Raw genomic sequence first — 19,115 nt, forward strand, 5'->3', positions numbered from 1 at the left:
TGGTCGGCGGGGGTTTCGTTTGCTGTCCCGGTCAGCGGGGCTGTCCGGTGGAGACCGACTGCCCGGCGCGCCTCTGGAGCGCCTGCCCGGCGGCGTCGACCAGCCAGCCGAAGACCGGGTCCGGCGTCTGCTGCCACTCGGGGTGCCACTGCACACCGAGTACGGGATGGCCGGGCATCTCGGTGCACTCGACGACGCCGTCGGCGGCGCGTCCGGACACCGCCAGCCCGTTTCCGCAGACCTCGACGGCCTGGTGGTGCCAGGAGTTGACCTGCGCGCGGGAGCCGTAGATCGACGCGGCCAGCGATCCTGGGGAGAACCGCACGACGTGGTCGCCGGCCCCGTCGGTGAGGGCTGCCTGCCGCGAGTAGTGCTCGACGACGCTCGGGGGTATGTCGGCGACGAGCCGCCCGCCGAAGGCGACGTTGAGCAGTTGGTGGCCCCGGCACACCCCGAGCACGGGCACACTCGCGGCGACCGCGCCGTGGATCAGCAGGGCCTCGTAGGCGTCCCGCTCGATGTCGTGGGCCATGCTGTTCAGCCTCGGGTCCGCGCCGGTTGCCTCCCCCGCGTCGCCGCCCCAGCGGTTGGGATGGATGTCCTGGCCGCCGGTGACGAGCAGGCCGTCCAGGCGGCGCATCGTCTCGATGGACCCCGCCTCGAAGGGCAGGTGCACCGGGATGCCGCCGGCTTCGGCGACACAGCGGGCGTAGTCGGAGAAGTACTGGTCGACATGACGGCCGGCGTATCTGGCGTCCATGCCGCTGAGCAGGCTCGCGCTCAGCCGACGGCCGGTGATACCGATGAGGGGGCGCATCAGACCTCCCCGATGTCGGCGACCACGCGGGTCGCCCGTCCTTGTGCCAGCAGCTCGAAGCCCTCGTTGATCCCGGGGAGCGTGACGTGCTCGGACACCATGTCGTCAAGCAGCAGCCGGCCCTGGAGATAGAGGTCGACGTAGCGCGGGATATCCGTCTTGAACTGGTTCGAGCCCATGAAGGAGCCCTGCAGGCGCTTCTCCTGAAGGAACAGTTCCGGCCCGCTGACCCGGATCGGCGTGTGCTCCGGCACCATGCCGACGACCGTGGCGAGTCCGCCGGGGCGCAGCATCGCGAAGGCCTGTTCCACCGTCGTACTCCGCCCGACCGCCTCGAAGGCGAAGTCGGCGCCGCCACCGGTGATGTCGCGTACGGCCTCGACCGGGTCGGACTCGCCCGCGTGCAGGGCGTGCGTGGCGCCGAACCGCTCGGCTGCCTTGAGCTTCTCCGGGATCAGGTCCACGGCGATGATCTGCGTCGCGCCCGCGATCCTGGCGCCCTGGATGGCGGCCGTGCCGATCCCGCCGGTGCCGATCACCACCACGCTGCTGCCCGGCTCCACGCGGGCGCCGCGGAAGACCGCGCCCAGACCCGTGGTCACCGCGCAGCCGAGGATGCTTGCCGGGGCCATCGGCATGTCGGAAGGGATCCGTACGAGGGCGTTCTGATGGACCACCATCGCCTGGGCGAAGGCGCCGATCCCCGCCGTCGGCCGCACCGGGCGCCCGGCGGCGTTCACCAGCCGGGGACCGGGCCGCTGGTGGGAGAGCCGGGACCGGTTCTCGCACAGCGTGAGGCGGCCGCCGGTGCAGTAGCGGCATCGGCCGCAGAAGACCGACAGACAGGTGACGACGTGGTCGCCGACCCGCAGCCCCACCACATCGGCCCCCACCGCCTCCACCACACCCGATGCCTCGTGACCGAGCACGATCGGCGGTTCCGACGCGAAGGTTCCGTCGATCTCGTGCAGGTCCGAGTGGCACAGGCCTGCGCTGACCACTCGTACCAGGACCTCGTCCGGTCCCGGTACATCGAGCCTCAGCTTCTCGATCTCCAGCCGGCCGGGCGCGGTGTTCAGTACCGCCGCGTCGACGAGCGCCGTCATCACGGCAGCTCGAAGTAGCGGTTGGACTCCCACGTGGTGAGGTCGGCGTCGGGGTCGCCGCCGGTGGTGTGGAATTGCAGCCACTCCCAGCGCCTGGTGCCCAGCCAGTAGTCGACGAGATCCTGACCCAGCACGCCCGCCAGCAACTCGTCGGCTTCCAGCGCGGCGGCGGCCTTGCTGATGCTGTCCGGGATCCTCGCCGTCCCCGGGGGCAGGCACCAGGCCATCTGCTCGAACGGTGCCGGCGGGTCGATCTTGCCCTCCAGGCCGGCCAGACCGCCGGCCAGCACCGCCGCGAGTACGAGGTAGATGTTCGCGTCCGCGCCCGGGGTCCGGTACTCCAGCCGGGAGTACTTCGGGTGACCGGTCACGGCGCGGACGGCCGCGCTCTTGTTGGCGATACCCCAGGTGACCGTGGTCGGGGGCCGTCGAGGTCGACCAGGCGGCGGTAGGAGGTGATCTGCGGCAGCGCGAAGGATGTCGCTCCCGGCAGCGTGGCCATGACGCCACCGAGGAAGTGGGTCATGACCTTCGAGGGGCCGGACTCCTCGTAGAAGACGTTCTGTCCGTCCTGCTCCAGGGATACGTTGACGTGTGACGCCTGCCCGTAGCCGGCCGTCGGCTTGGCCATGAAAGTGACGCAGTGGTCCAGTCCGAACGCCACTTCGCGCATGACCTGCCGGGTGCGGGCCCAGGAGTCGGCGACGGTCACGGGGTCGGCCGGGGCGAGGTTGAGCTCGATCTGCCCTGCGGCGGCCTCGTCGTTCCACGCCTCCCAGTCGATGCCGAGCTCGTCCAGCCGGCGGGCGACCGCCGACATGTAGTCGTCCCAGTCCTTGGACTTGGCGAGGTGGTACGCCGATCCCGCGGCCCCGCCCAGCGGGGTCAGGTCCTGGTAGTTCTTCCGGCGGGCCTCGTGGACGGACTCCTCGAAGACCGTGGCCTCGATCTCGATCGCCGCCTTGGCCCGGTAGCCCAGGCCGTCCAGCCGGTCCGTCAGGCGGCGCAGGGTGTTGCGCGGACAGGCCGGGAGCGGCTGCCCCTCCTTGTCCCGGAAATCTCCGAGGACGGCCGCGCGCCCCGGAGCCCATTCGACGATGGTCGAGGGGTCCAGGTGCAGCAGGATGTCGGGCAGGTCGCCACGCCAGGACGGCATGGCGAAACCGAACACCGGGACGTTGCCCAGGTCGAGGCCGAAGGCCACGTCGGCGAACGCGAAGCCGGACGTCAGGCCGGACTCCAGCTTGCGCGGCGAGACGTTCTTCCCGATGAACGCCCCTTCGAGGTTGGTGCCCTCGACCCTGACGGAGGTGATGTTCCGTTCGCGGAGCCAGTCACCGATGTTCTCGGGCGTGTCAAGCATGTCAGGCATGGAACCTCACCTTCAGGGACGCGCCGGCCATCACGGACAGCTGGGGAAGGGTGCCGCGGACGGACACGGCTCCGGTGAAGACCGCGTCGAGGAAGGTGTCGGTCCCCGTGAACACCCGGGCGAGCGTGTGGGAAGGGCCGCTGATCACGTAACGCGGCAGACCGTCACCGAGGACGTACTCGCTCTGCTCGTCCTCGCAGGTGACCACGAGTTGCCCGGGCATCCCCGGATCCGAGCCGGTGAACTCCCAGAAGCCGGTGGCGGCGTCCCGCCACGGTGGCAGCGGCGGTTCCAGCACGCTGTGCACGTCGTCGGCCAGGGGGGCCGTCGGTTCGGATCCCCGTACCTCGACGATGGTGAAGCGGTCCGCGAGATCCACGATGAGCACGAGATCGCGATCGGCGGCGGCCCCGTGGTCGACCCTGCACTCGCCGTCGGCGAAGCGGATCGTCACCGCCTGGGGGTCGTCCTTCGACCGCACGACGACGGTGCCGCTCAGGCCCCGCAGCACCGGCAGCAGCTCCGGGACACGGGCGCTGGCACGAAGCGTCCGTGCGACCGACAGCACCAGCGGAGTGGGATCGTCCTCGGTTACGACAGAGACAGCCGATCGGGTCATGGCCGGCACTTCCTGTTCATGGTCAACTGGTCAGCTCACTCGGGGGGTTTCAGGCGGCCGAAATCGTCGTCGCGGACGCGGCAGCGGCGGTGCGGGAGAAATTCGGCGCCCGGGTGACGAGGTGATAGCTCTTCGGGTCGAAGCGCCGGGTGCGCCACCAGTACTCGGCGTTCATGCCCGGCCACAGGGTGTCGATCCGGCCGCCCTCGCCCTGGTACCAGCCCTCGCAGCCGGAGCCGTAGACGCTTCCGGACAGCCGGCTCTGCGTCTTCCAGTACGAGCGGCGCTGCACGTCGAGCCGTACGTCCAGCGCGGACAGCCCGCGCCGGCGCATCAGCTCCAGCGCGCCGGTGATGTACCGGACCTGGCACTCGATCATGAAGGCGTACGATCCCGCGCCGATCGCGGTGTTGGGCCCGGAGATCAGGAAGAGGTTCGGGTAGCCGGAGACGGTGATACCCAGGTGGGTCTGGGCGCCGTCCGACCACGCGTCGTGGAGTTCGGTCCCGCCGGTGCCGAAGACCTTCATCGGCATGAAGCCCTCGACCGCGAAGCCGGTATTGAAGACGATGGTGTCGACCGGCCGCTCCACGCCGTCCGGACCGACCACCGCGCGGGGCCGCACTTCGGTCAGCGCGCTGGGGATCAGCTCCACGTTCTCCCGCAGCAGCGCCGGGTACCAGTCGTCGGACATGATGCGCCGCTTGCACCCGACGCTGTAGTCAGGGGTGACCGCCCGGCGCAGCTCCGGGTCCGGGATCGAACGCTCGATGAACTCCTCGGCGTACCGCTGCTGCTTGCCGACCGTCTCGTTCTGCTTCTCGAAGGCGTACGCCACCTTGTCGTTGCCCCAGAAGCGGCGCCAGCGCTGCGCCTTGAGCACGAACGGCAGGTGCCGGTAGACCGCCGCCTCGATCCGGCCGATCGGCCGGTCGTCGCGCGGGAACACCCAGGGCGCGGAGCGCTGGTAGACGTACACCTGCTCCGCGTCCCGGGCGATGCACGGCACGAGCTGTGCGGCGCTCGCACCGCTGCCGATGGCGGCGATACGGCGCCCCGAGGCGTCGAAGGAGGCGTCCCACTCGGCCGAGTGCAGTACCTGGCCCTCGAACTGGTCCAGGCCGGGGATGCTGGGGATGGCCGGTGTGCTGAGGTGCCCGGTCGCGTTGACGACGACGTTCGCGGTGTACGTCGCGCCCGAGCGGGTGGAGATCTGCCACAGCTGCTCGTTCTCGGCGTACCGCATCTCCGTGACGTCGGTGCCGAACCTGATGTGGCGGCGGATGCCGTACTTCTCCGACAGGCCGATCAGGTACCGCTGAAGCTCGGCGCCGCCGGCGTACAGGCGGGACCAGCCGGGGTTCGGCTCGAAGGACAGCGAGTACTGGAGGATCGACGTGTCGACGGCGATCCCGGGGTAGGTGTTCGCCCGCCAGGTGCCGCCTACCTCCTCGGCACGCTCAAGGACGGCCAGGGAGTCGACCCCTATCTCCTTGAGCTTGATCGCGGCACAGATCCCGCCCATCCCGGAGCCGATGACGACGACCGCGTAGCGGCCGCCCGGCGCGGGGGCGGTGTGCCGGCTCCGGCTCTGGCCGGGTACCGAGTCCGGTCGGCCCGGTTGCGCCGTCGCGCGAGCGAGATCCATGTGTCTGTTCCTCTCAGTGTCCGAGCGGGGCAGGCTTTTGCCGTCGGGGGGCCGGTCAGAGCTTCAGGTACTCGGCCAGCTCGACGTAGTCGACCTGCCACAGGCCCGGGCAGCCCTTGGGGTACTGGGACCGGAAGCCGAGCAGGCCCTGCACCCGCTCAGGCAGCGAGCGGACGATCTCGTGGTCGACGATGAAGGGGTACGCCTCCTCCGGGGTGAGGAAGCTGGGCTGGAAGGCCCAGGCCACACCGCGCCGGTAGAAGTCCGTCGTCCGGTTCTGGCCGCCGCCGTGGACGACCTTGCCGTTGATGAACAGCACGTCGCCGCTCTTCATCTCGGCGGGGATCGTCATCTCCGGGGTGCCGCGGTCCTCGTAGTCCGGCCAGTGGTTGCTGCCGGGGATGACGCGCGTGGCGCCGTTCTCCTCGGTGAAGTCGGTCAGCGCGACCAGAAAGTTGATCATTGTCTCGGGGCCGGCCGGCCCCATGCCGATGAACGGGTAGTTGTTCTCCAGATCACGGTGGAGCGGCTGCGCCTTGTTCCCCGGCCCGATCTCGATCACCTGCGCGGTGTTCATCCAGTACGCCCCGGACTCTTCCAGAAAGACCGCGTCCGCCAGGGCGGCGACGATCTCGTGGTTGAGGATCTCCTCGCGGAAGGTCTTGCTCAGCGTGACGAGGTTGGTGAGCCGCTTGGTGTTCTTGCCGTGGAAGTCGGCGATGCCCTCGTCACCGGGGTTCTTGGCGCCTGGCTCCAGCGCGTGCATCGCCGGGTCGATCTCGGCGTTGAAGCGGCGGACCTGGTCCTGGGACAACAGCTGCTGGATGATCACTCCGCCGTCCTCGGACACGATGTCCAGAATGTCGGCGACCGGAGTCGCTGCCGGGACGGAGCGCAGTTTCACGTTCGTGCTGGTGGTCATCTCGTACCCCTTGTGCATACCGGGTGGGCGGTTGGAGGGACGTGCGGGGAGGCTCGGATACCGGCTGACGGAGTGCCGGCGTGGGACAAGAAAGTCAGGCGAGCCGTTTTTGGTCGTAAGACCAAGTCCGATGACCACATCGTGATGCTGGTATGAACTGATGTCAACGGTCGATGTGGCGGAAATTCGAGAGCGTCCCAGCCCCGTAATCTGGGGGTACCAGTGGATTCAGGAGAGGCTGGGCGAAGCACCGGGCCCGGGTGACACTCTTCGATTGCGACGCTCCACCTCCGCTTCAACCAGCCAACTAGCGGAAAAGTTGGTCACTTGATCTAGAGGGAATCGGACGCGATGGGGACTTCGCGGGAGGTGGCTGTGATGGCCCTGTCGGCGGCGAGTCGGGCGAACGCAACACTCGACTGGTAACACAACGTTTACCGGGGGGCATCCACGTCAGGCACAGGCCCAGAAGCCCCGCCTGGTCTTGCCGCCGAGCAGGCCGGCCCGACATCGGGCCAGGAGCGGCGGAGGTGCGCAGCCACGCACCTTCCCATGTCGATGTCCTCGGTCGTGGCGATACCCGACTCGATTCCGTGCCCATCGGACAAGCGGCCCGGTCGCCGCCACCCACGCCGACGGTGTCAACGGAGTGTATGAGGCTGGGGTCCGAAACCTGGTCAACGGTCCGAGTCGGTCCGAACGGTTGGTGAAGCCGGGCCATGCACCCCGGCAATGCACTGCTTCTGACCAGGCGCGCGTCATGGGCATGCGACTTAGTCACGATACCCTGACAGGCGACAGTCACCTCCGTACACGTAGATAGGGTTCTGCCATGGCGCGACTCCGAGCCACCCAGCGCCGCGAGGTCTTCATCCAGGCGGCCGTCGACGTGATCGCGGAATTCGGGGTGGACGGTGCCACCACCCGCCGGATCGCGGCGCAGGCCGGCGCGCCTCTCGCGAGCCTGCACTACTGCTTCAGCTCCAAGGAGGAGCTCTTCTTCGCGATCTACGAGCAGCAGATCGCCACGCTGGAGAACACCATCTGGCATGTACGCGAACGAGCCGGCCTGGGCCGCACCGCGGCCAGCCTGCTCCGGCAGCTCATGGGCTACTACCAGTCTGCCGAGAAGCATGCGCACGCCCAGGCCGAGCTGTTCTTCTGGGTCCTGCGCCAGGAGGGGGAACTTGCCTCCAAGGCCTACCAGATCCATCTCGAAGTGATGATCAAGACCCTCAACAAGGGGATGCGCGAGGGTGACGAGGCGAAGCTCGTGGAGCCACTGGCCCGCATGATCGCCGCCGTGAGTGACGGGCTGGTCTACCAGTGGCTGGCGTTCCGGGACCCCGACCACCTGATGGTCGACATCGACCTGGCCACCGAGGCGATGGAGCGGCTGGCCGACGGACACCGGGCCGGGCGGCCCTGACCACTGCCCCCGCGCTCACGACCGCGGGGACGCCCCGACCATACTGAGGGCGAACTCTCCGTACTGCCAGGCCACGGTGTCCTCGGTCAGTTCGCCGTCGTCCCGGAACCAGGTGGCCACGCCCATACCGAGATCCAGGATCGCGTACGAGGCCAGCCGGGCCGACGCGACACTGAAGCACCCCGCCGCAACACCCTCCGTCACCAGGTCGCGGAATCCCGCCTCGTACTCCGCGCGGCGGGTCAGGATCTTCGTACGGTGGGGCTCGGCCAGGCTGCGGATCTCGCGATTGCCGACGAACGCCTCCTGCCGATGGCGGGCGTGGTAGCGCACGTGGGCCTCGGTGGCGCGCCGCAGCCGCTCGGTGGGATCACTGCTGCTGTCGACGGCCACCCGGTGCAGCGCCAGCAGGTTGTCCATGGTGTCCGTCATGATCTGCACGAGCAGATCCTGCTTGGACGCGACGTGCTTGTACAGGCTCGGTCCGCGGATCCCCACCGCCGCGCCGATGTCGGCCATCGTGGTCGCCCCGTAGCCGAGCCTGGTGAACAGGTCCAGCGCCGCGGCGCGGATGCCCTCGGTCCGCGATCCCGCCACGGTCATCCCCGCTCACCCCTCGGTTGTGTACTCCCATGCCAGTGCAGACCGGCTAGCCAAGAGTAGCAGGAGCGTCATCGGATCGAATGCCTGGCTCTTGTCATCCGGTCTGTGCCGCCTTACAGTCGGCTAACCCTCATTAGCCGACAGGAGTACTCATGACTGTCGATCTCTTCCCGGGTCCGGTCGTGGCGAAGCTCGCCGACCCCGGCGCCCGCTTCATTCGGGAGACCGTGCTCCCCGTCGAGGACCGGCACAGGAGAGTCGTCCGGGCGGGGTTTTTCGCCCCCCATGTCGCGGCCGAGTACGGCGGTCACGGACTGGACATGCGGGGCCGCACCGTGGTGTTCGAGGAGGCGGGCTACTCACTGCTCGGCCCGCCGGCGCTGAACATCGCCGCTCCCGACGGGGGCGACATGCGCCTGCTGGAGGCCGTCGCGACCCCCGAGCAGCAGGAGCGCCATCTGCGCCCGCTCGCCACCGGCGAGATCCGGTCGTGCTTCGCGATGACCGAACCGGCCCCCGGTGCGGGATCGGACCCGGCCGCGCTGACCACGCGCGCCGAACGGGTTCCGGGCGGCCGGCGCATCGACGGCCGCACCGGCACCACCCTCGCCGTCGACGGCGGAATGTCCTGTCACTGTCCGGTGACCCCTGAGCCCTGCACGTCGCGCACCGTCCCGGAGGCACCGTGAAACTCGATCCCGACGCGCAGGCGTCGGCCGACCTGCTCAAGGAGCTGCTTCCGCGACCGCTGCACCGGCTGGGCGTCGCGGGTGCACGAGAGTGGGTCCGCGCACGCGCCTCCGACCTTCCGCCTCCGGTCATCCACGAGGTGTACGACCGGACCGTCCCCGGCGCGGAAGCCGAGATCCCGGTCAGGGTGTACCGGCCCGGCCCCGAGGCCGGACTGCCGGTCCTGGTATACCTCCACGGAGGCGGCTGGACGGTGGGCGGTCTGGACGGCGTGGACGCCCTGTGCCGCACGCTGTCGACGGCGGCGGGCTGTGTCGTCGTCTCGGTGGACTACCGTCTCGCGCCCGAGCACAAGTTCCCCGAGCCGCTCGACGACTGCTTCCGCGCCCTGACCTGGGTGTCCTCCCACGCCGCCGAACTGGGCGCAGACTCGTCCCGCATCGCGATCGGCGGCGACAGCGCCGGCGCCAACCTCTCCGTGGCCGTGTGCCTGCTCGCCCGCGACCGGGGCGGCCCACCCATCGTCTTCCAGTTGCTGGCCTACCCGCCCACCGAGTACGGCGTGCCACGCCCGTCCTGGACCGAGTACGCCGACGGTCCATTGATCACCAGCGACGACGTCCTGTGGTTCTGGGACCAGTACCTGCGCGACGAGGCCGACCGCGCCGACCCGCTCGCCGTGCCCGCGAACGCTCGCGACCTGCGAGGCCTCCCGCCGGCGTTCATCATCACCGCGGAGTGCGACCCGCTGCGCGACGACGGGGAGGACTTCGCCCGCCGGCTACGAGAGGACGGCGTACGAAGCGCCGCCAAGCGCTACCCGGGCGTCTTCCACGCTTTCTTCACCGAGGTCGGAACCATCGCACGGGCGAAGGAGGCGGTCGACGACGCCGCCGGGCACCTCGTCCGCGCGTTCGGGGCGGACACCCAAGATGACAGTTCTTGATCGCATGACCAAGTTGATTGGCTCCGGCGGCAGCTTGCCCAGGTGATCGAAGGCAGGCTGTGCCGGTCACCCGGTACAGGGAGGCCCTTCCCCGCGAGTGCAGAAGCACTCGGCATTCCTTGAATTGCGTTTCCCGCACATTTCGGCGGGCGGTGCACTTACCGCGTGCCCTAGATCGGCAAATCGCGTTGACGTGGATGAATGCAGCCCAGGCGAGGTCGCGATGAGCGCGGCCCGCCAATGCCGTTGACCTCACCGTAATACGGGCCGAGTTGGCACCGGACCTCGTTGCTTCCGGAGTGCCATGCCCTGTCGGAGTTAATCGCAATCTTCGGAGAAGATTCCTCTTCTTGCCCCTGTCAAGCGAAACAAAGAATTTACCACACCCCCGTCTTGCCCAGTTGGGACATTCGACCTAGTCTTTCGACCAATTCGGTCGGCTGTGCTGAACCCAACTCACCCAGTCCGGACTGATCTCATCCTGGAGCCGGCCCGAGACACGAACTCCAAGGGCAGCCCGCTCAGATCTCAACCCTCACCGCCGAAGCCCCTGTCCAGGGGCAGGGGCCACCGTCAGGAGACAACCCATGAGTTCCGTGAGACCAGCGACCGAGACGGAGGTGCCGTCCGTGGGAGTCGCTTCAGAGCCCCAGTTGCGCGGCAACCTCAGCATGTTCCACCTACTGTTCACCGTGCTGGCCTTCAACGCACCCATGGCGGTCGTCGTCGGCTTCATCCCGCTCGTCGTCGGCTACGGCAACGGCATCGGCGCACCGGTGGCCTTCGTGGCGGCAGGCGTGATCCTGGCCCTGTTCGCCGCCGGCTTCACCACGATGGCCCGGCATCTCCCCAATCCCGGTGGGTTCTACGCCTACATCACCGCAGGCCTGGGCCGGGTCGTCGGGCTGGGCTCCTCGTTCCTGGCACTCCTGTGCTACTACGCCATCACCCTGTCCTGCTACGCGTATTTCGGTCTGGTGCTCAAGTCGCTCATCCAGGACAGGTACCACGGACCGGCGATCAGCTGGTGGCTCTGGGGCCTGGCGCTGGTGGCGGCCGTCGGCGTGCTGGGCTATTTCAAGCTCGACGTGTCAGCGCGGGTCCTGTCCGTGGTGCTGGTGTGCGAGGTCGTCATCGTCCTGGTCTACGACGCCAGCGTGGTGGCCAAGGGCGGCGCCTCGGGTTTCAGCCTCTCCTCCTTCACCCCGGACGCGGCCCTCTCGGGGTCGACGGGTCTCGCGCTGCTGTTCGCCGTCCTCTGTTTCGGCGGGTTCGAGGCGACCACCATCTTCCGCGACGAGGTGCGCGACCCGGACCGCACCGTGCCCCGGACGACGTACCTGTTCATCGGCCTGGTGACGCTCCTGTACGCCGGCAGCGCGTGGCTGCTGATCCAGGCGTACGGCACCGACAAGGTGGTGGCTGCCACGGCTGCCGACCCGACGCAGTCGTTCATGGACAGCGCCGCCGCGTACAGCGGGCGCGTCTTGGTTGACCTGGCCACCGTGCTGCTCACCACGAGCATCTTCGCCGCGGCGCTGTCCAGTCACAACATCACGGCTCGCTATCTCTACAACCTCGGCGCGGACGGAATCCTGCACAAGGGGCTCAGCAAGGTGCACCCCCGCCAGGGCGCCCCCTACCGCGCGTCCCTGGTCACCACCGTGGCGACGGTCCTCGGCCTGGCGCCCTTCGTCATCTTCGCGGCCGACCCCACCCTTCTGTACGCGACCCTGAGCGGCATCTTCGGCTACGCACTGATCGTCCTGCTGCTGGTCACCGGAGTCGCGATCCCCGTCTACCTCCGGCGGACCAGGCCGAGCGACACCAACGTCTGGAAGTCAGTGGTCGCGCCCGTCCTCGCTCTCACCGGTCTCGCCGTGTCGCTGGTCCTGGCGACGCAGAACTTCAGCACCCTCATCAGTGGCTCCGAGAGCCTGACAAACGGGATGTTCGCCCTGGTCTATGGAACGTTCGTAGTGGGCGTCATCACTGCCTTGGTCTACCGCCGGTCCCGCCCCGACGTCTACGAGCGCATCGGCCGGCAGTAGGCACCGAGCAGCCGCCACTCCGACCCGCAGGGCCTGTACGAAAATGAACGACAGAGGAAGGTGGACACCTTGTCCGACGTAAGTGTTCTCGGTCTCGGCCTGATGGGGACGGCGGTCGCGTCCGCGATCGTGGAAGGCGGTCGGGAGGTCACGGTGTGGAACCGCACCGCCACCAAGGCGGAGAAGCTCCGCGAGCGGGGTGCCGGAGTGGCGGAGTCGGCGGTCGCCGCCGCCCAGGCGAGCCCGGTGGTCATCTCGGTCCTCACCGACAGCGCGGCGCTGCGCACAGTCCTGGGCGACGACGTCCGGCTCGACGGACGGACGATCGTCAACCTCGCGACGGGAACACCCCACCACGCGATCGAGACCGACGCGTGGGTCAGGGAGCGCGGTGGCCGCTATCTGCACGGGACCATCGCCGCGTACCCCAAGGACATCGGCCGGCCGGGTGGAGGTGTCGTCTTCTCCGGGCCCGCGGAGATCTGGAACGAGCTGGAGCCGACCCTGCTGCTGCTCGGCGGCACCACCAACCACGCGGGCGACAACGTGGGCGACGCCTGTGCCCTGGACCTCGGCATGCTCATCTTCTACATGGCTGCGGAAGGCGCCTTCCAGGAAGCACTGGCGTTCGCGTCGGCGTACGGCGTCTCGCCCCGGAGGCTGCTCAACCACACGCTGCCGACCGTGGCGATCCTGGAACGCGAACTCCGCGACTCGGTGGACCGCGTCGAGAAGGGCGACTACAGCACGGACGAGGCGACCATCGACACGTTCTTCGCCTGTATGGAACTGGCCACCACATCCTCCTACGACATCGGCCTGCGTGGCCCGATGACGGAAGGTGCGCGCAAGCTCTACCAGCGCGCAGTGGAGGCCGGGCGCGGAGCCGACCTGCCCGCGGCGCTGTTCCCGCTTCTCCTGGAGAAGCCCGCGCCGCAGGCAGACTGACCGCGCCACCGTCGGCGGCGTCCCCGAGCCCCCGCTTCCTGCCCTGACGCGGGGGCCCACCGTCATCCGAGAAGATGCGCGACGTGCAGCACGGCCAGGGCCTGTGTGATGTCGTGATCAATGTTGCCGGTCGGGTCCGCCGGGAGAGCGGATCCGGTAGGAACGAGGACTGTGACGCGCAGGCAACTCGCCGATGATCGGTGGGAGTTGATCGAGCCGTATGTGCCGATCGGTGAGTACGGCCCGTATCCCGAGCGGCTGCGGGACCAGTTCGAGGGGGTGATCCGGCGGTTCCGGTCCGGTGCCCAGTGGCGTGAGGTGCCGGGCGAGTTCGGGCCTTGGGCCACCGTCGACGGACGCTTTCGGGTCTGGCGGAACGCCGGTGTGTTCACCGCCCTCCTGGAGGGTCTGATCACCGAGGCCGCCCGCCAGGGGAAGGCTGACTTGTCCCTGGTCGGCGTGGACTCCACGACCGCCCGCGGCCACCACGACGCCGCCGGGATGCGGATCGGCAAGGAGGTCATGGACAGGCCATAGCCACATGTCGTCGTCAACACTGCCCTTGCCGGAAACCTCATCCGGCCTGGTCACGCAGCATGCTGGTACTCGTGAAGGAGGCCGCCGAGTCGGTCGGTTCGATGTATGTCGAGGCGGGCGATTTCGTCCGGATCGGTGATCGGTTCGGGGGGCGGGTGCAGCGGGCGGGCGTTCGCGATGCCCTGGTGCGGCCGGTGCGCGTTGTAGAACTGCTCGAACTCCCGCAGCGCGTGGAGGAGATGCCGCTGGTTCCAGATCAGGGTGCGGTCCAGCAGTTCACGGCGGCAGGTCTGCACCCATCTCTCCATGATGGAGTTCATGCGGGGCATCCGGATGCCGCTGAGCACGATCTCGATCCCCGCGTCGGCGAGGATCGTGTCGAACAGTTCGGGGAACTTCCCGTCCCGGTCCCGGATCAGGTAGCAGGCCTGGCAGCCGGCGTCCTGGAGATCCATGACGAGATTCCTCGCCGCCTGCACGACCCAGAAGGCGGTCGGGTGCGCGGTCACACCCAGGATCCGGATGCGCCGGTCGGTGTGCTCGATGAGCGCGAACACGTACAGCCGCGCCCCGGACAGGGTGACGGTTTCGAAGAAGTCGCACGCGAGGAGCGCGTCCGCCTGGGAGCGCAGGAAGTCCGCCCAGGTACTGGACGTCCGCTCGGGCGCCGGCGGGGTCCCGGCGTCCTTGAGGATCTCCCAGACCGTGGACGCCGCCACTTTCACGCCGAGGACGAGCAGTTCACCGTGCAGGCGTCGGTAGCCCCAGGTCGGGTTCTCGCGGGCCAGGCGCAGGATCAGCGCCCGGATCGAGCGGACGGTGCGCGGCCGTCCGGGCCGCTTGGGGCGGCAGATGCGGGCGTGCCGCTGCTTCACCAGGTTGTGGTGCCACCGCAGCACCGTGTCCGGACGTACCAGAAGCCGGAGACGACGCAGCACCTGGCGCGGCAGCGGTGCCAGGAGCGCGGCGAGGAAGCCCCGATCCTCGGGGGCAAACTTCACCCTTCTCGGGCCGAGTTGGCGCTCAAGGACCGTGATCTGGTGGCGTAGGGCCAGGATCTCGGCGTCCTTGGCGCGGTCGCTCATCGGGAGCAGCCAGAGCGCGGCGAAGGCATTCGACACGGTCAGACAGGCGAGACGCAGGAGCACGAGTGGTCATCATGCCGTGGCAACTGGCAGCGGCCGCAAGCGGGATGACCTGCGCGGACGAGATTCTCGGCACGCACAGTGTCTCCACCACGCTGCGCATACCGCATGCCCGCGTCGTACCGCAGGGATCACGAAACGTCACGACCTGCGACGTCTACGAGTTCAACCTGAGTACCGGCCCGACCTCCTCGACGGCTTCATCGCCGAGACCGGCCTCACCTGGACACCGCCATGACGTCACCCCGAAGCGAAAACCTCAGAAGCGCCGAACATAAACGTAAATGCGAAGTCGAACTCTTCCCTCATTGGAGTTGAACTCCGACGACGTCGAACCTACGCTGCCAATGAAGTAGAACCGCGTCTCACCTGGGAAAACGTGCTCCGCTGCTCTTCGGAATGGGCTGACACTTCGGGCAGAAGTAGGAGGAGCGGTTCATGAACGGGGCTCTTCTGATCCTCGTTCCACACCGGTTACATGCCTGGTCAGAGCGCCCATACACGTTCAAATCTCTGCTGAAATAACCCGACTCGCCGTTGACGTTGACGTACAGGCTGTCGAAGCTCGTGCCGCCCACGGACAGGGCGGCGTTGAGTACGTCCCTGATGTGGCCGAGGAGTTCGAGCGTGCGGGGGCGGGTGAAGGTGGACGTCGGGCGGTCGTAGTGGAGGCGAGCGCGCCAAAGGGCCTCGTCCGCGTAGATGTTGCCGACGCCGCTGATCAACGACTGGTCCAGCAGGGCGCGTTTGATGGTGCTGCGCTTGCGACGCAGCGCCTGGTGGAACACCTCGTCGTCGAACAACGGGTCGATGGGGTCGCGGGCGATGTGTGCGATGACGTCGGGCAGGCCGTCGGCGGTGGTGTCGTGCAACGACAGGCCGCCGAAGGTGCGCTGGTCGACGAAGCGCAGTTCGGTGCCGAGGGCGTCGGCGAACCGGACGCGGATGCGCAGGTGCTTCTCGTCGGGTACCGCGTGCGGCTGGACCAGGAGCTGGCCGCTCATGCCGAGGTGGGCCAGGATCGCCTGGTCGGTGTCCTCCAGCGGCAGCCACAGGTACTTGCCGCGCCGGCTCGGGGTGCCGACGCGGTGGCCCTTCAGGCGGTGCGCGAAGTCGTCGGCGCCGGCGAGGTGACGGCGTACGGCGCGCGGGTGCAGCACCTCGACGTCGGTGACGGTCCGGTGGGCGACCCACTGCTCCAGGCCACGCCGGACGACCTCCACCTCGGGCAACTCGGGCATCGCGCCTCCCCCGTCCCAATCCGTCGTACGAGCCGAGCGCCCGCCCCGGGCTGGGGCGGGCGCTCGGGTGTGCTGTTGTGTTCCGCAGGTGCCTGTTCCGGCGGAGCCGGTCAGCCCGACGCCGAGGGGGCGTCCGTGCTGTCACCGGCGGTGCCTTCCCGCGCGGCGCCGTCCCTCAGCGGGACCGCGGCCACGGCCGGTGCCGCGCCCGTGGCCGCGGCGGCCTTGGCGCGCTCGTCCGCCGCCGCGCGGATGGACCGCCAGGCGGATTCGGCGGCCTGCTGCTCCGCCTCCTTCTTGCTGCGGCCGGTGCCGGTGCCGTACGAGACGCCTCCGACGCGGGCGGCAGCAGTGAAGGTCTTCTCATGGTCGGGGCCGGTCTCCGTGACCAGGTACTCGGGCACGCCGAGCCCCTCGGTCGCGGTGAGCTCCTGGAGGGACGTCTTCCAGTCCAGGCCGGCTCCGAGGTTCGAGGACTTCTCGATCAGCGGGTCGAACAGGCGGTGCACCAGCTCCGCCGCCGAGTCCAGGCCCTGGTCGAGATAGACCGCGCCGATCACCGCTTCCAGGGTGTCGGCGAGGATCGATGCCTTGTCCCGGCCGCCCGTGCCCTCTTCACCGCGGCCGAGCCGGATGAAGGAGCCCAGGTCCAGCGTCCGCCCCACGTCCGCCAGCGCACGAGAGTTGACCACCGCGGCCCGCAGCTTGGCCAGCTGGCCTTCGGGCAGGTCGGGGTGGGTGCGGTACAGCGTGTCCGTGACGACGAGGCCGAGCACGGAGTCCCCGAGGAACTCCAGCCGCTCGTTCGTCGGCAGACCGCCGTTCTCGTACGCGTAGGAACGGTGGGTCAGCGCTCGCACCAGAAGGGCGGACTCGACCTTGTAGCCGAGCCGCCCTTCCAGAAGCGTGTGGGACGAGGCCTGGTTGTCCGGTCCACCCCCGCTCGCGCGGGAAGACTGCTTCTTCGGCGTGGACACAGTGCCTCTCACCAGCCGCTCAGACCTCGAGGACCTGGCGCTTGTTGTAGGTGCCGCACGACGGGCACGCGATGTGCTGCTGCTTGGGCTCGTGGCAGCGCTCGCACGCAACCAGGGTGGGGACCGCAGCCTTCCACTGCGACCGGCGGTGGCGCGTGTTGCTGCGCGACATCTTCCGCTTCGGAACAGCCACGGCTACTTCTCCTGCTTCTCGTCGACGCCCGCTTCGGCGCCGCTCATCTCGTCCTTATCGCCGTCTTCGAGTGAATCGGCGAGTCCCTGCAATGCCGCCCAACGGATGTCGACGGCGTTGTGGTGGTGGTCCGGGTCGTCCGCGAGACGTGCTCCGCACTCGGCGCACAGTCCCGGGCAGTCTTCCTGGCACACCGGCTGCATCGGCAGTGCGAGCACCACCGCATCGCGCAGCAGAGGTTCGAGGTCGAACAGGCCGTCCTCGAGAAAGAGCCTGTCCTCGTCGTCCTCGGCGTCGTCGCCCGGTTCCGCATGGTGCACGCGGCCCCGGTCGTCGGCGTCAGGGTACGAGAACATCTCCTGGAAGTCCGCTTCGAGCTCCAGCCCGACCGGCTCCAGACACCTTACGCACTCCCCCTCGGCCCGTGCACGGGCGGTGCCTGTGACAAGCACACCTTCCATGACGGACTCCAGACGGAGTTCGAGCTCCACCGGCGTGCCTTGCGGCACTCCGATGACGTCCTTCAGACCGAGGTCCCTCGGGGCGTCGACCGTGCGGGTCAGGCGCTGCAGCGCACCAGGCCGCCGCCCCAGCTCGTGCGTATCGAACACGAGAGGGTTGCGGTGGTCGAGGCGGGCGTTCAGAGCCATTCCTGCTTTCGATCTTGTGAGCTCACGGACGCCGCCCTCGGTGTTCCCGGGCAGCGCTGATCGCGGACGTACGCGCGACCGAAGAGCCAGGATACTGGACCTTTCGCCGACGGCCCAATCGGCGGTGTCAGCCGTTGCCGCGGCCCTGTTCGTACGCGCGCAGCTGCTCCGCGCTGATCATGCTCGTGTCGAAGAGGCTGGTCTCGTCGAGCGCCTGGGGCTGCGCGTAGCTCTGCTGGTGCGGATCGTAGGCGGGCTGCTGCGGGTACGCGGCGTACGGATCGGCCTGCTGGTAGCCGTACGGGTCCTGCTGGGCGTACTGCTGCTGGTAGCCGTAGGGATCCTGCTGGGGCTGCTGGAGCGGCTGCTGCTGGTAGGCGTAGGCGTCCTGGGTGGCGTACGGCTGCTGGGCCGGGATCTCCGGGGCCTGCGCGGGCTCGGCCGGGGCGTCGGACATGGCGGCGAGGTCGGCGAGGTAGTCGGCGTCGCTGCTGTGCTGGACGGTGGCGGTGTCGAGGGAGCCGAGGTCGTCGGTGGCGATCCGGCCGTGCAGCTTCTGCCGGCCGCGGCCGACCGCCTCCAGGGTCTTGGCGAGGACCGCCTCGAAGGCGCCCAGCTTGACGTCGACGTACTCGTCGGCGGTACGGCGCAGCGTCTCCGGGTCGTGGCTGCGCTCGGGGGCGTCCTCGTCCTCGTAGCCCTGCTCGTCGAGGCCGGGGCCGGTGCCGAGCAGCTTCTCGCGGCCGCGGCCGACGGAGCCGAGGGTCTTGGTGAGGACGACCTCGAAGTTGGCGAGCTTGGAGTCGACGTAGTCGTCGGCCTCGGCGCGGATCTCCTCGGCCTCCTGGCGGGCCTCGGCCAGGATCCGGTCGGCCTCGGCCTGGGAACGGCGGGCGACCTCGGTGTCGGAGATCAGCGAGCCGCGCTCGGCGTGCGCGCCCTGGATGATCCGCTCGGCCTCCTGGCGGGCCTGCTCGACCATCTGCTCGCGGCCGCCGATCAGCTCCTGGGCCTGGGCGAGGGAGTCGGGCAGCGCCGCGCGCACCTCCTCCAGCATGGCGAGCAGGTCGGCGCGGTTGACCACGCAGGAGGCCGACATGGGCATGCCCCGGGCACTGGAGACCGCCGAGACGATCTCGTCGAGCTTGTTCTGTACGTCCACCGGTTGCTCGCCACTCTCTACAGCTGTGTTGGAGACGGACGGGACGACTGTAGCCCGTT

At 68.8% G+C, this 19,115-nt stretch carries 19 protein-coding genes and 1 pseudogene; 6 read left to right on the forward strand and 14 right to left on the reverse strand.

All coding sequences use genetic code 11. The features are described from left to right. Window positions 1–31: 31 nt before the first annotated feature. From I2W78_RS10455 to I2W78_RS10480, 7 genes are read right to left on the reverse strand one after another with little or no spacing between them, the layout of a single operon-like run. Window positions 32–817, reverse strand: coding sequence for a gamma-glutamyl-gamma-aminobutyrate hydrolase family protein (locus tag I2W78_RS10455; protein WP_196458924.1), 786 nt, complete (start codon window positions 815–817; stop codon window positions 32–34). Then, on the reverse strand, window positions 817–1,923 hold the full coding sequence (locus tag I2W78_RS10460) for a Zn-dependent alcohol dehydrogenase (RefSeq protein WP_196458925.1): 1,107 nt from the start codon (window positions 1,921–1,923) through the stop codon (window positions 817–819). The genes I2W78_RS10455 and I2W78_RS10460 overlap by 1 nt, the downstream gene beginning before the upstream one ends. Then, entirely contained in the window at window positions 1,923–2,294 is a 372-nt protein-coding gene (locus I2W78_RS41095) for a hypothetical protein (RefSeq protein WP_307783661.1), read from the reverse strand. The genes I2W78_RS10460 and I2W78_RS41095 overlap by 1 nt, the downstream gene beginning before the upstream one ends. Next, complete coding sequence (locus I2W78_RS41100; protein WP_269066435.1) at window positions 2,291–3,295, reverse strand: hypothetical protein; 1,005 nt, start codon at window positions 3,293–3,295, stop codon at window positions 2,291–2,293. The genes I2W78_RS41095 and I2W78_RS41100 overlap by 4 nt, the downstream gene beginning before the upstream one ends. Continuing rightward, on the reverse strand, window positions 3,288–3,914 hold the full coding sequence (locus I2W78_RS10470) for a hypothetical protein (RefSeq protein ID WP_196458927.1): 627 nt from the start codon (window positions 3,912–3,914) through the stop codon (window positions 3,288–3,290). Before I2W78_RS10470 ends, I2W78_RS41100 begins: the two co-directional genes overlap by 8 nt. A gap of 49 nt (window positions 3,915–3,963) precedes the next feature. Then, window positions 3,964–5,562, reverse strand: a complete 1,599-nt coding sequence (locus I2W78_RS10475; protein WP_196458928.1) for a flavin-containing monooxygenase — start codon at window positions 5,560–5,562, stop codon at window positions 3,964–3,966. Between the two features lie 55 nt (window positions 5,563–5,617). Then, complete coding sequence (locus tag I2W78_RS10480) at window positions 5,618–6,484, reverse strand: phytanoyl-CoA dioxygenase family protein (RefSeq protein WP_196458929.1); 867 nt, start codon at window positions 6,482–6,484, stop codon at window positions 5,618–5,620. A gap of 832 nt (window positions 6,485–7,316) precedes the next feature. Between I2W78_RS10480 and I2W78_RS10485 the strand changes: the two genes are divergently transcribed. Continuing rightward, window positions 7,317–7,913: a TetR/AcrR family transcriptional regulator gene (locus I2W78_RS10485; RefSeq protein ID WP_196458930.1), complete on the forward strand. Its 597-nt coding sequence runs from the start codon at window positions 7,317–7,319 to the stop codon at window positions 7,911–7,913. A 15-nt stretch (window positions 7,914–7,928) separates the two neighbouring features. Here the strand turns inward: I2W78_RS10485 and I2W78_RS10490 are convergent, their stop codons facing one another. Continuing rightward, on the reverse strand, window positions 7,929–8,516 hold the full coding sequence (locus I2W78_RS10490; RefSeq protein WP_196458931.1) for a TetR/AcrR family transcriptional regulator: 588 nt from the start codon (window positions 8,514–8,516) through the stop codon (window positions 7,929–7,931). A gap of 152 nt (window positions 8,517–8,668) precedes the next feature. Here I2W78_RS10490 and I2W78_RS10495 point away from each other — a divergent pair, with 152 nt between their 5' ends. The 5 genes and pseudogenes from I2W78_RS10495 to I2W78_RS10515 form a co-directional block, all read left to right on the forward strand. Then, entirely contained in the window at window positions 8,669–9,205 is a 537-nt protein-coding gene (locus tag I2W78_RS10495) for an acyl-CoA dehydrogenase family protein (RefSeq protein ID WP_196458932.1), read from the forward strand. Beyond that, window positions 9,202–10,152: an alpha/beta hydrolase gene (locus I2W78_RS10500; protein WP_196458933.1), complete on the forward strand. Its 951-nt coding sequence runs from the start codon at window positions 9,202–9,204 to the stop codon at window positions 10,150–10,152. The genes I2W78_RS10495 and I2W78_RS10500 overlap by 4 nt, the downstream gene beginning before the upstream one ends. 629 nt (window positions 10,153–10,781) lie before the next feature. Next, a complete protein-coding gene (locus I2W78_RS10505) occupies window positions 10,782–12,203 on the forward strand; it encodes an APC family permease (RefSeq protein ID WP_307783663.1) in 1,422 nt (473 codons plus the stop codon). Between the two features lie 69 nt (window positions 12,204–12,272). Beyond that, a complete protein-coding gene (locus I2W78_RS10510; protein WP_196458934.1) occupies window positions 12,273–13,151 on the forward strand; it encodes an NAD(P)-dependent oxidoreductase in 879 nt (292 codons plus the stop codon). Between the two features lie 171 nt (window positions 13,152–13,322). Then, window positions 13,323–13,679 (forward strand): annotated as a pseudogene (locus tag I2W78_RS10515) (transposase); the annotation flags it as partial. Window positions 13,680–13,738: 59 nt separating this feature from the next. On the opposite strand, the gene I2W78_RS10520 reads toward I2W78_RS10515, so the two are convergent. The 6 genes from I2W78_RS10520 to I2W78_RS10545 form a co-directional block, all read right to left on the reverse strand. Then, a complete protein-coding gene (locus tag I2W78_RS10520) occupies window positions 13,739–14,836 on the reverse strand; it encodes an integrase core domain-containing protein (protein WP_196458936.1) in 1,098 nt (365 codons plus the stop codon). Between the two features lie 362 nt (window positions 14,837–15,198). Next, window positions 15,199–16,074, reverse strand: a complete 876-nt coding sequence (gene mutM, locus I2W78_RS10525) for a bifunctional DNA-formamidopyrimidine glycosylase/DNA-(apurinic or apyrimidinic site) lyase (RefSeq protein WP_196458937.1) — start codon at window positions 16,072–16,074, stop codon at window positions 15,199–15,201. 110 nt (window positions 16,075–16,184) lie between these two features. Further along, entirely contained in the window at window positions 16,185–17,051 is an 867-nt protein-coding gene (gene rnc / locus I2W78_RS10530; protein ID WP_196464498.1) for a ribonuclease III, read from the reverse strand. Window positions 17,052–17,070: 19 nt separating this feature from the next. Then, complete coding sequence (gene rpmF / locus I2W78_RS10535; protein ID WP_003951102.1) at window positions 17,071–17,244, reverse strand: 50S ribosomal protein L32; 174 nt, start codon at window positions 17,242–17,244, stop codon at window positions 17,071–17,073. A 2-nt stretch (window positions 17,245–17,246) separates the two neighbouring features. Continuing rightward, window positions 17,247–17,894 carry a YceD family protein gene (locus I2W78_RS10540; protein WP_196458938.1) on the reverse strand — a complete coding sequence of 216 codons (648 nt, stop codon included), beginning with the start codon at window positions 17,892–17,894 and terminating at the stop codon, window positions 17,247–17,249. 127 nt (window positions 17,895–18,021) lie between these two features. Next, window positions 18,022–19,056 (reverse strand): ATP synthase F0 subunit B, encoded by a 1,035-nt coding sequence (locus I2W78_RS10545; RefSeq protein ID WP_196458939.1) that lies wholly within the window; start codon window positions 19,054–19,056, stop codon window positions 18,022–18,024. Window positions 19,057–19,115 lie beyond the last annotated feature (59 nt).

Origin of the sequence: Streptomyces spinoverrucosus, assembly GCF_015712165.1 — a bacterium.
Classification (GTDB): domain Bacteria; phylum Actinomycetota; class Actinomycetes; order Streptomycetales; family Streptomycetaceae; genus Streptomyces; species Streptomyces spinoverrucosus_A.

Bases quoted from the DNA above. Each gene is read 5' to 3' on its own strand.
- I2W78_RS10495 (WP_196458932.1), top strand. From the start codon at position 8,669: ATGACTGTCGATCTCTTCCCGGGTCCGGTCGTGGCGAAGCTCGCCGAC.
- I2W78_RS10480 (WP_196458929.1), bottom strand. From the start codon at position 6,484: ATGACCACCAGCACGAACGTGAAACTGCGCTCCGTCCCGGCAGCGACT.
- mutM (WP_196458937.1), bottom strand. From the start codon at position 16,074: ATGCCCGAGTTGCCCGAGGTGGAGGTCGTCCGGCGTGGCCTGGAGCAG.
- I2W78_RS10455 (WP_196458924.1), bottom strand. From the start codon at position 817: ATGCGCCCCCTCATCGGTATCACCGGCCGTCGGCTGAGCGCGAGCCTG.
- I2W78_RS10460 (WP_196458925.1), bottom strand. From the start codon at position 1,923: ATGACGGCGCTCGTCGACGCGGCGGTACTGAACACCGCGCCCGGCCGG.
- I2W78_RS10475 (WP_196458928.1), bottom strand. From the start codon at position 5,562: ATGGATCTCGCTCGCGCGACGGCGCAACCGGGCCGACCGGACTCGGTA.
- I2W78_RS41100 (WP_269066435.1), bottom strand. From the start codon at position 3,295: ATGCCTGACATGCTTGACACGCCCGAGAACATCGGTGACTGGCTCCGC.
- I2W78_RS10470 (WP_196458927.1), bottom strand. From the start codon at position 3,914: ATGACCCGATCGGCTGTCTCTGTCGTAACCGAGGACGATCCCACTCCG.
- I2W78_RS10485 (WP_196458930.1), top strand. From the start codon at position 7,317: ATGGCGCGACTCCGAGCCACCCAGCGCCGCGAGGTCTTCATCCAGGCG.
- I2W78_RS10490 (WP_196458931.1), bottom strand. From the start codon at position 8,516: ATGACCGTGGCGGGATCGCGGACCGAGGGCATCCGCGCCGCGGCGCTG.
- I2W78_RS10540 (WP_196458938.1), bottom strand. From the start codon at position 17,894: ATGGCTCTGAACGCCCGCCTCGACCACCGCAACCCTCTCGTGTTCGAT.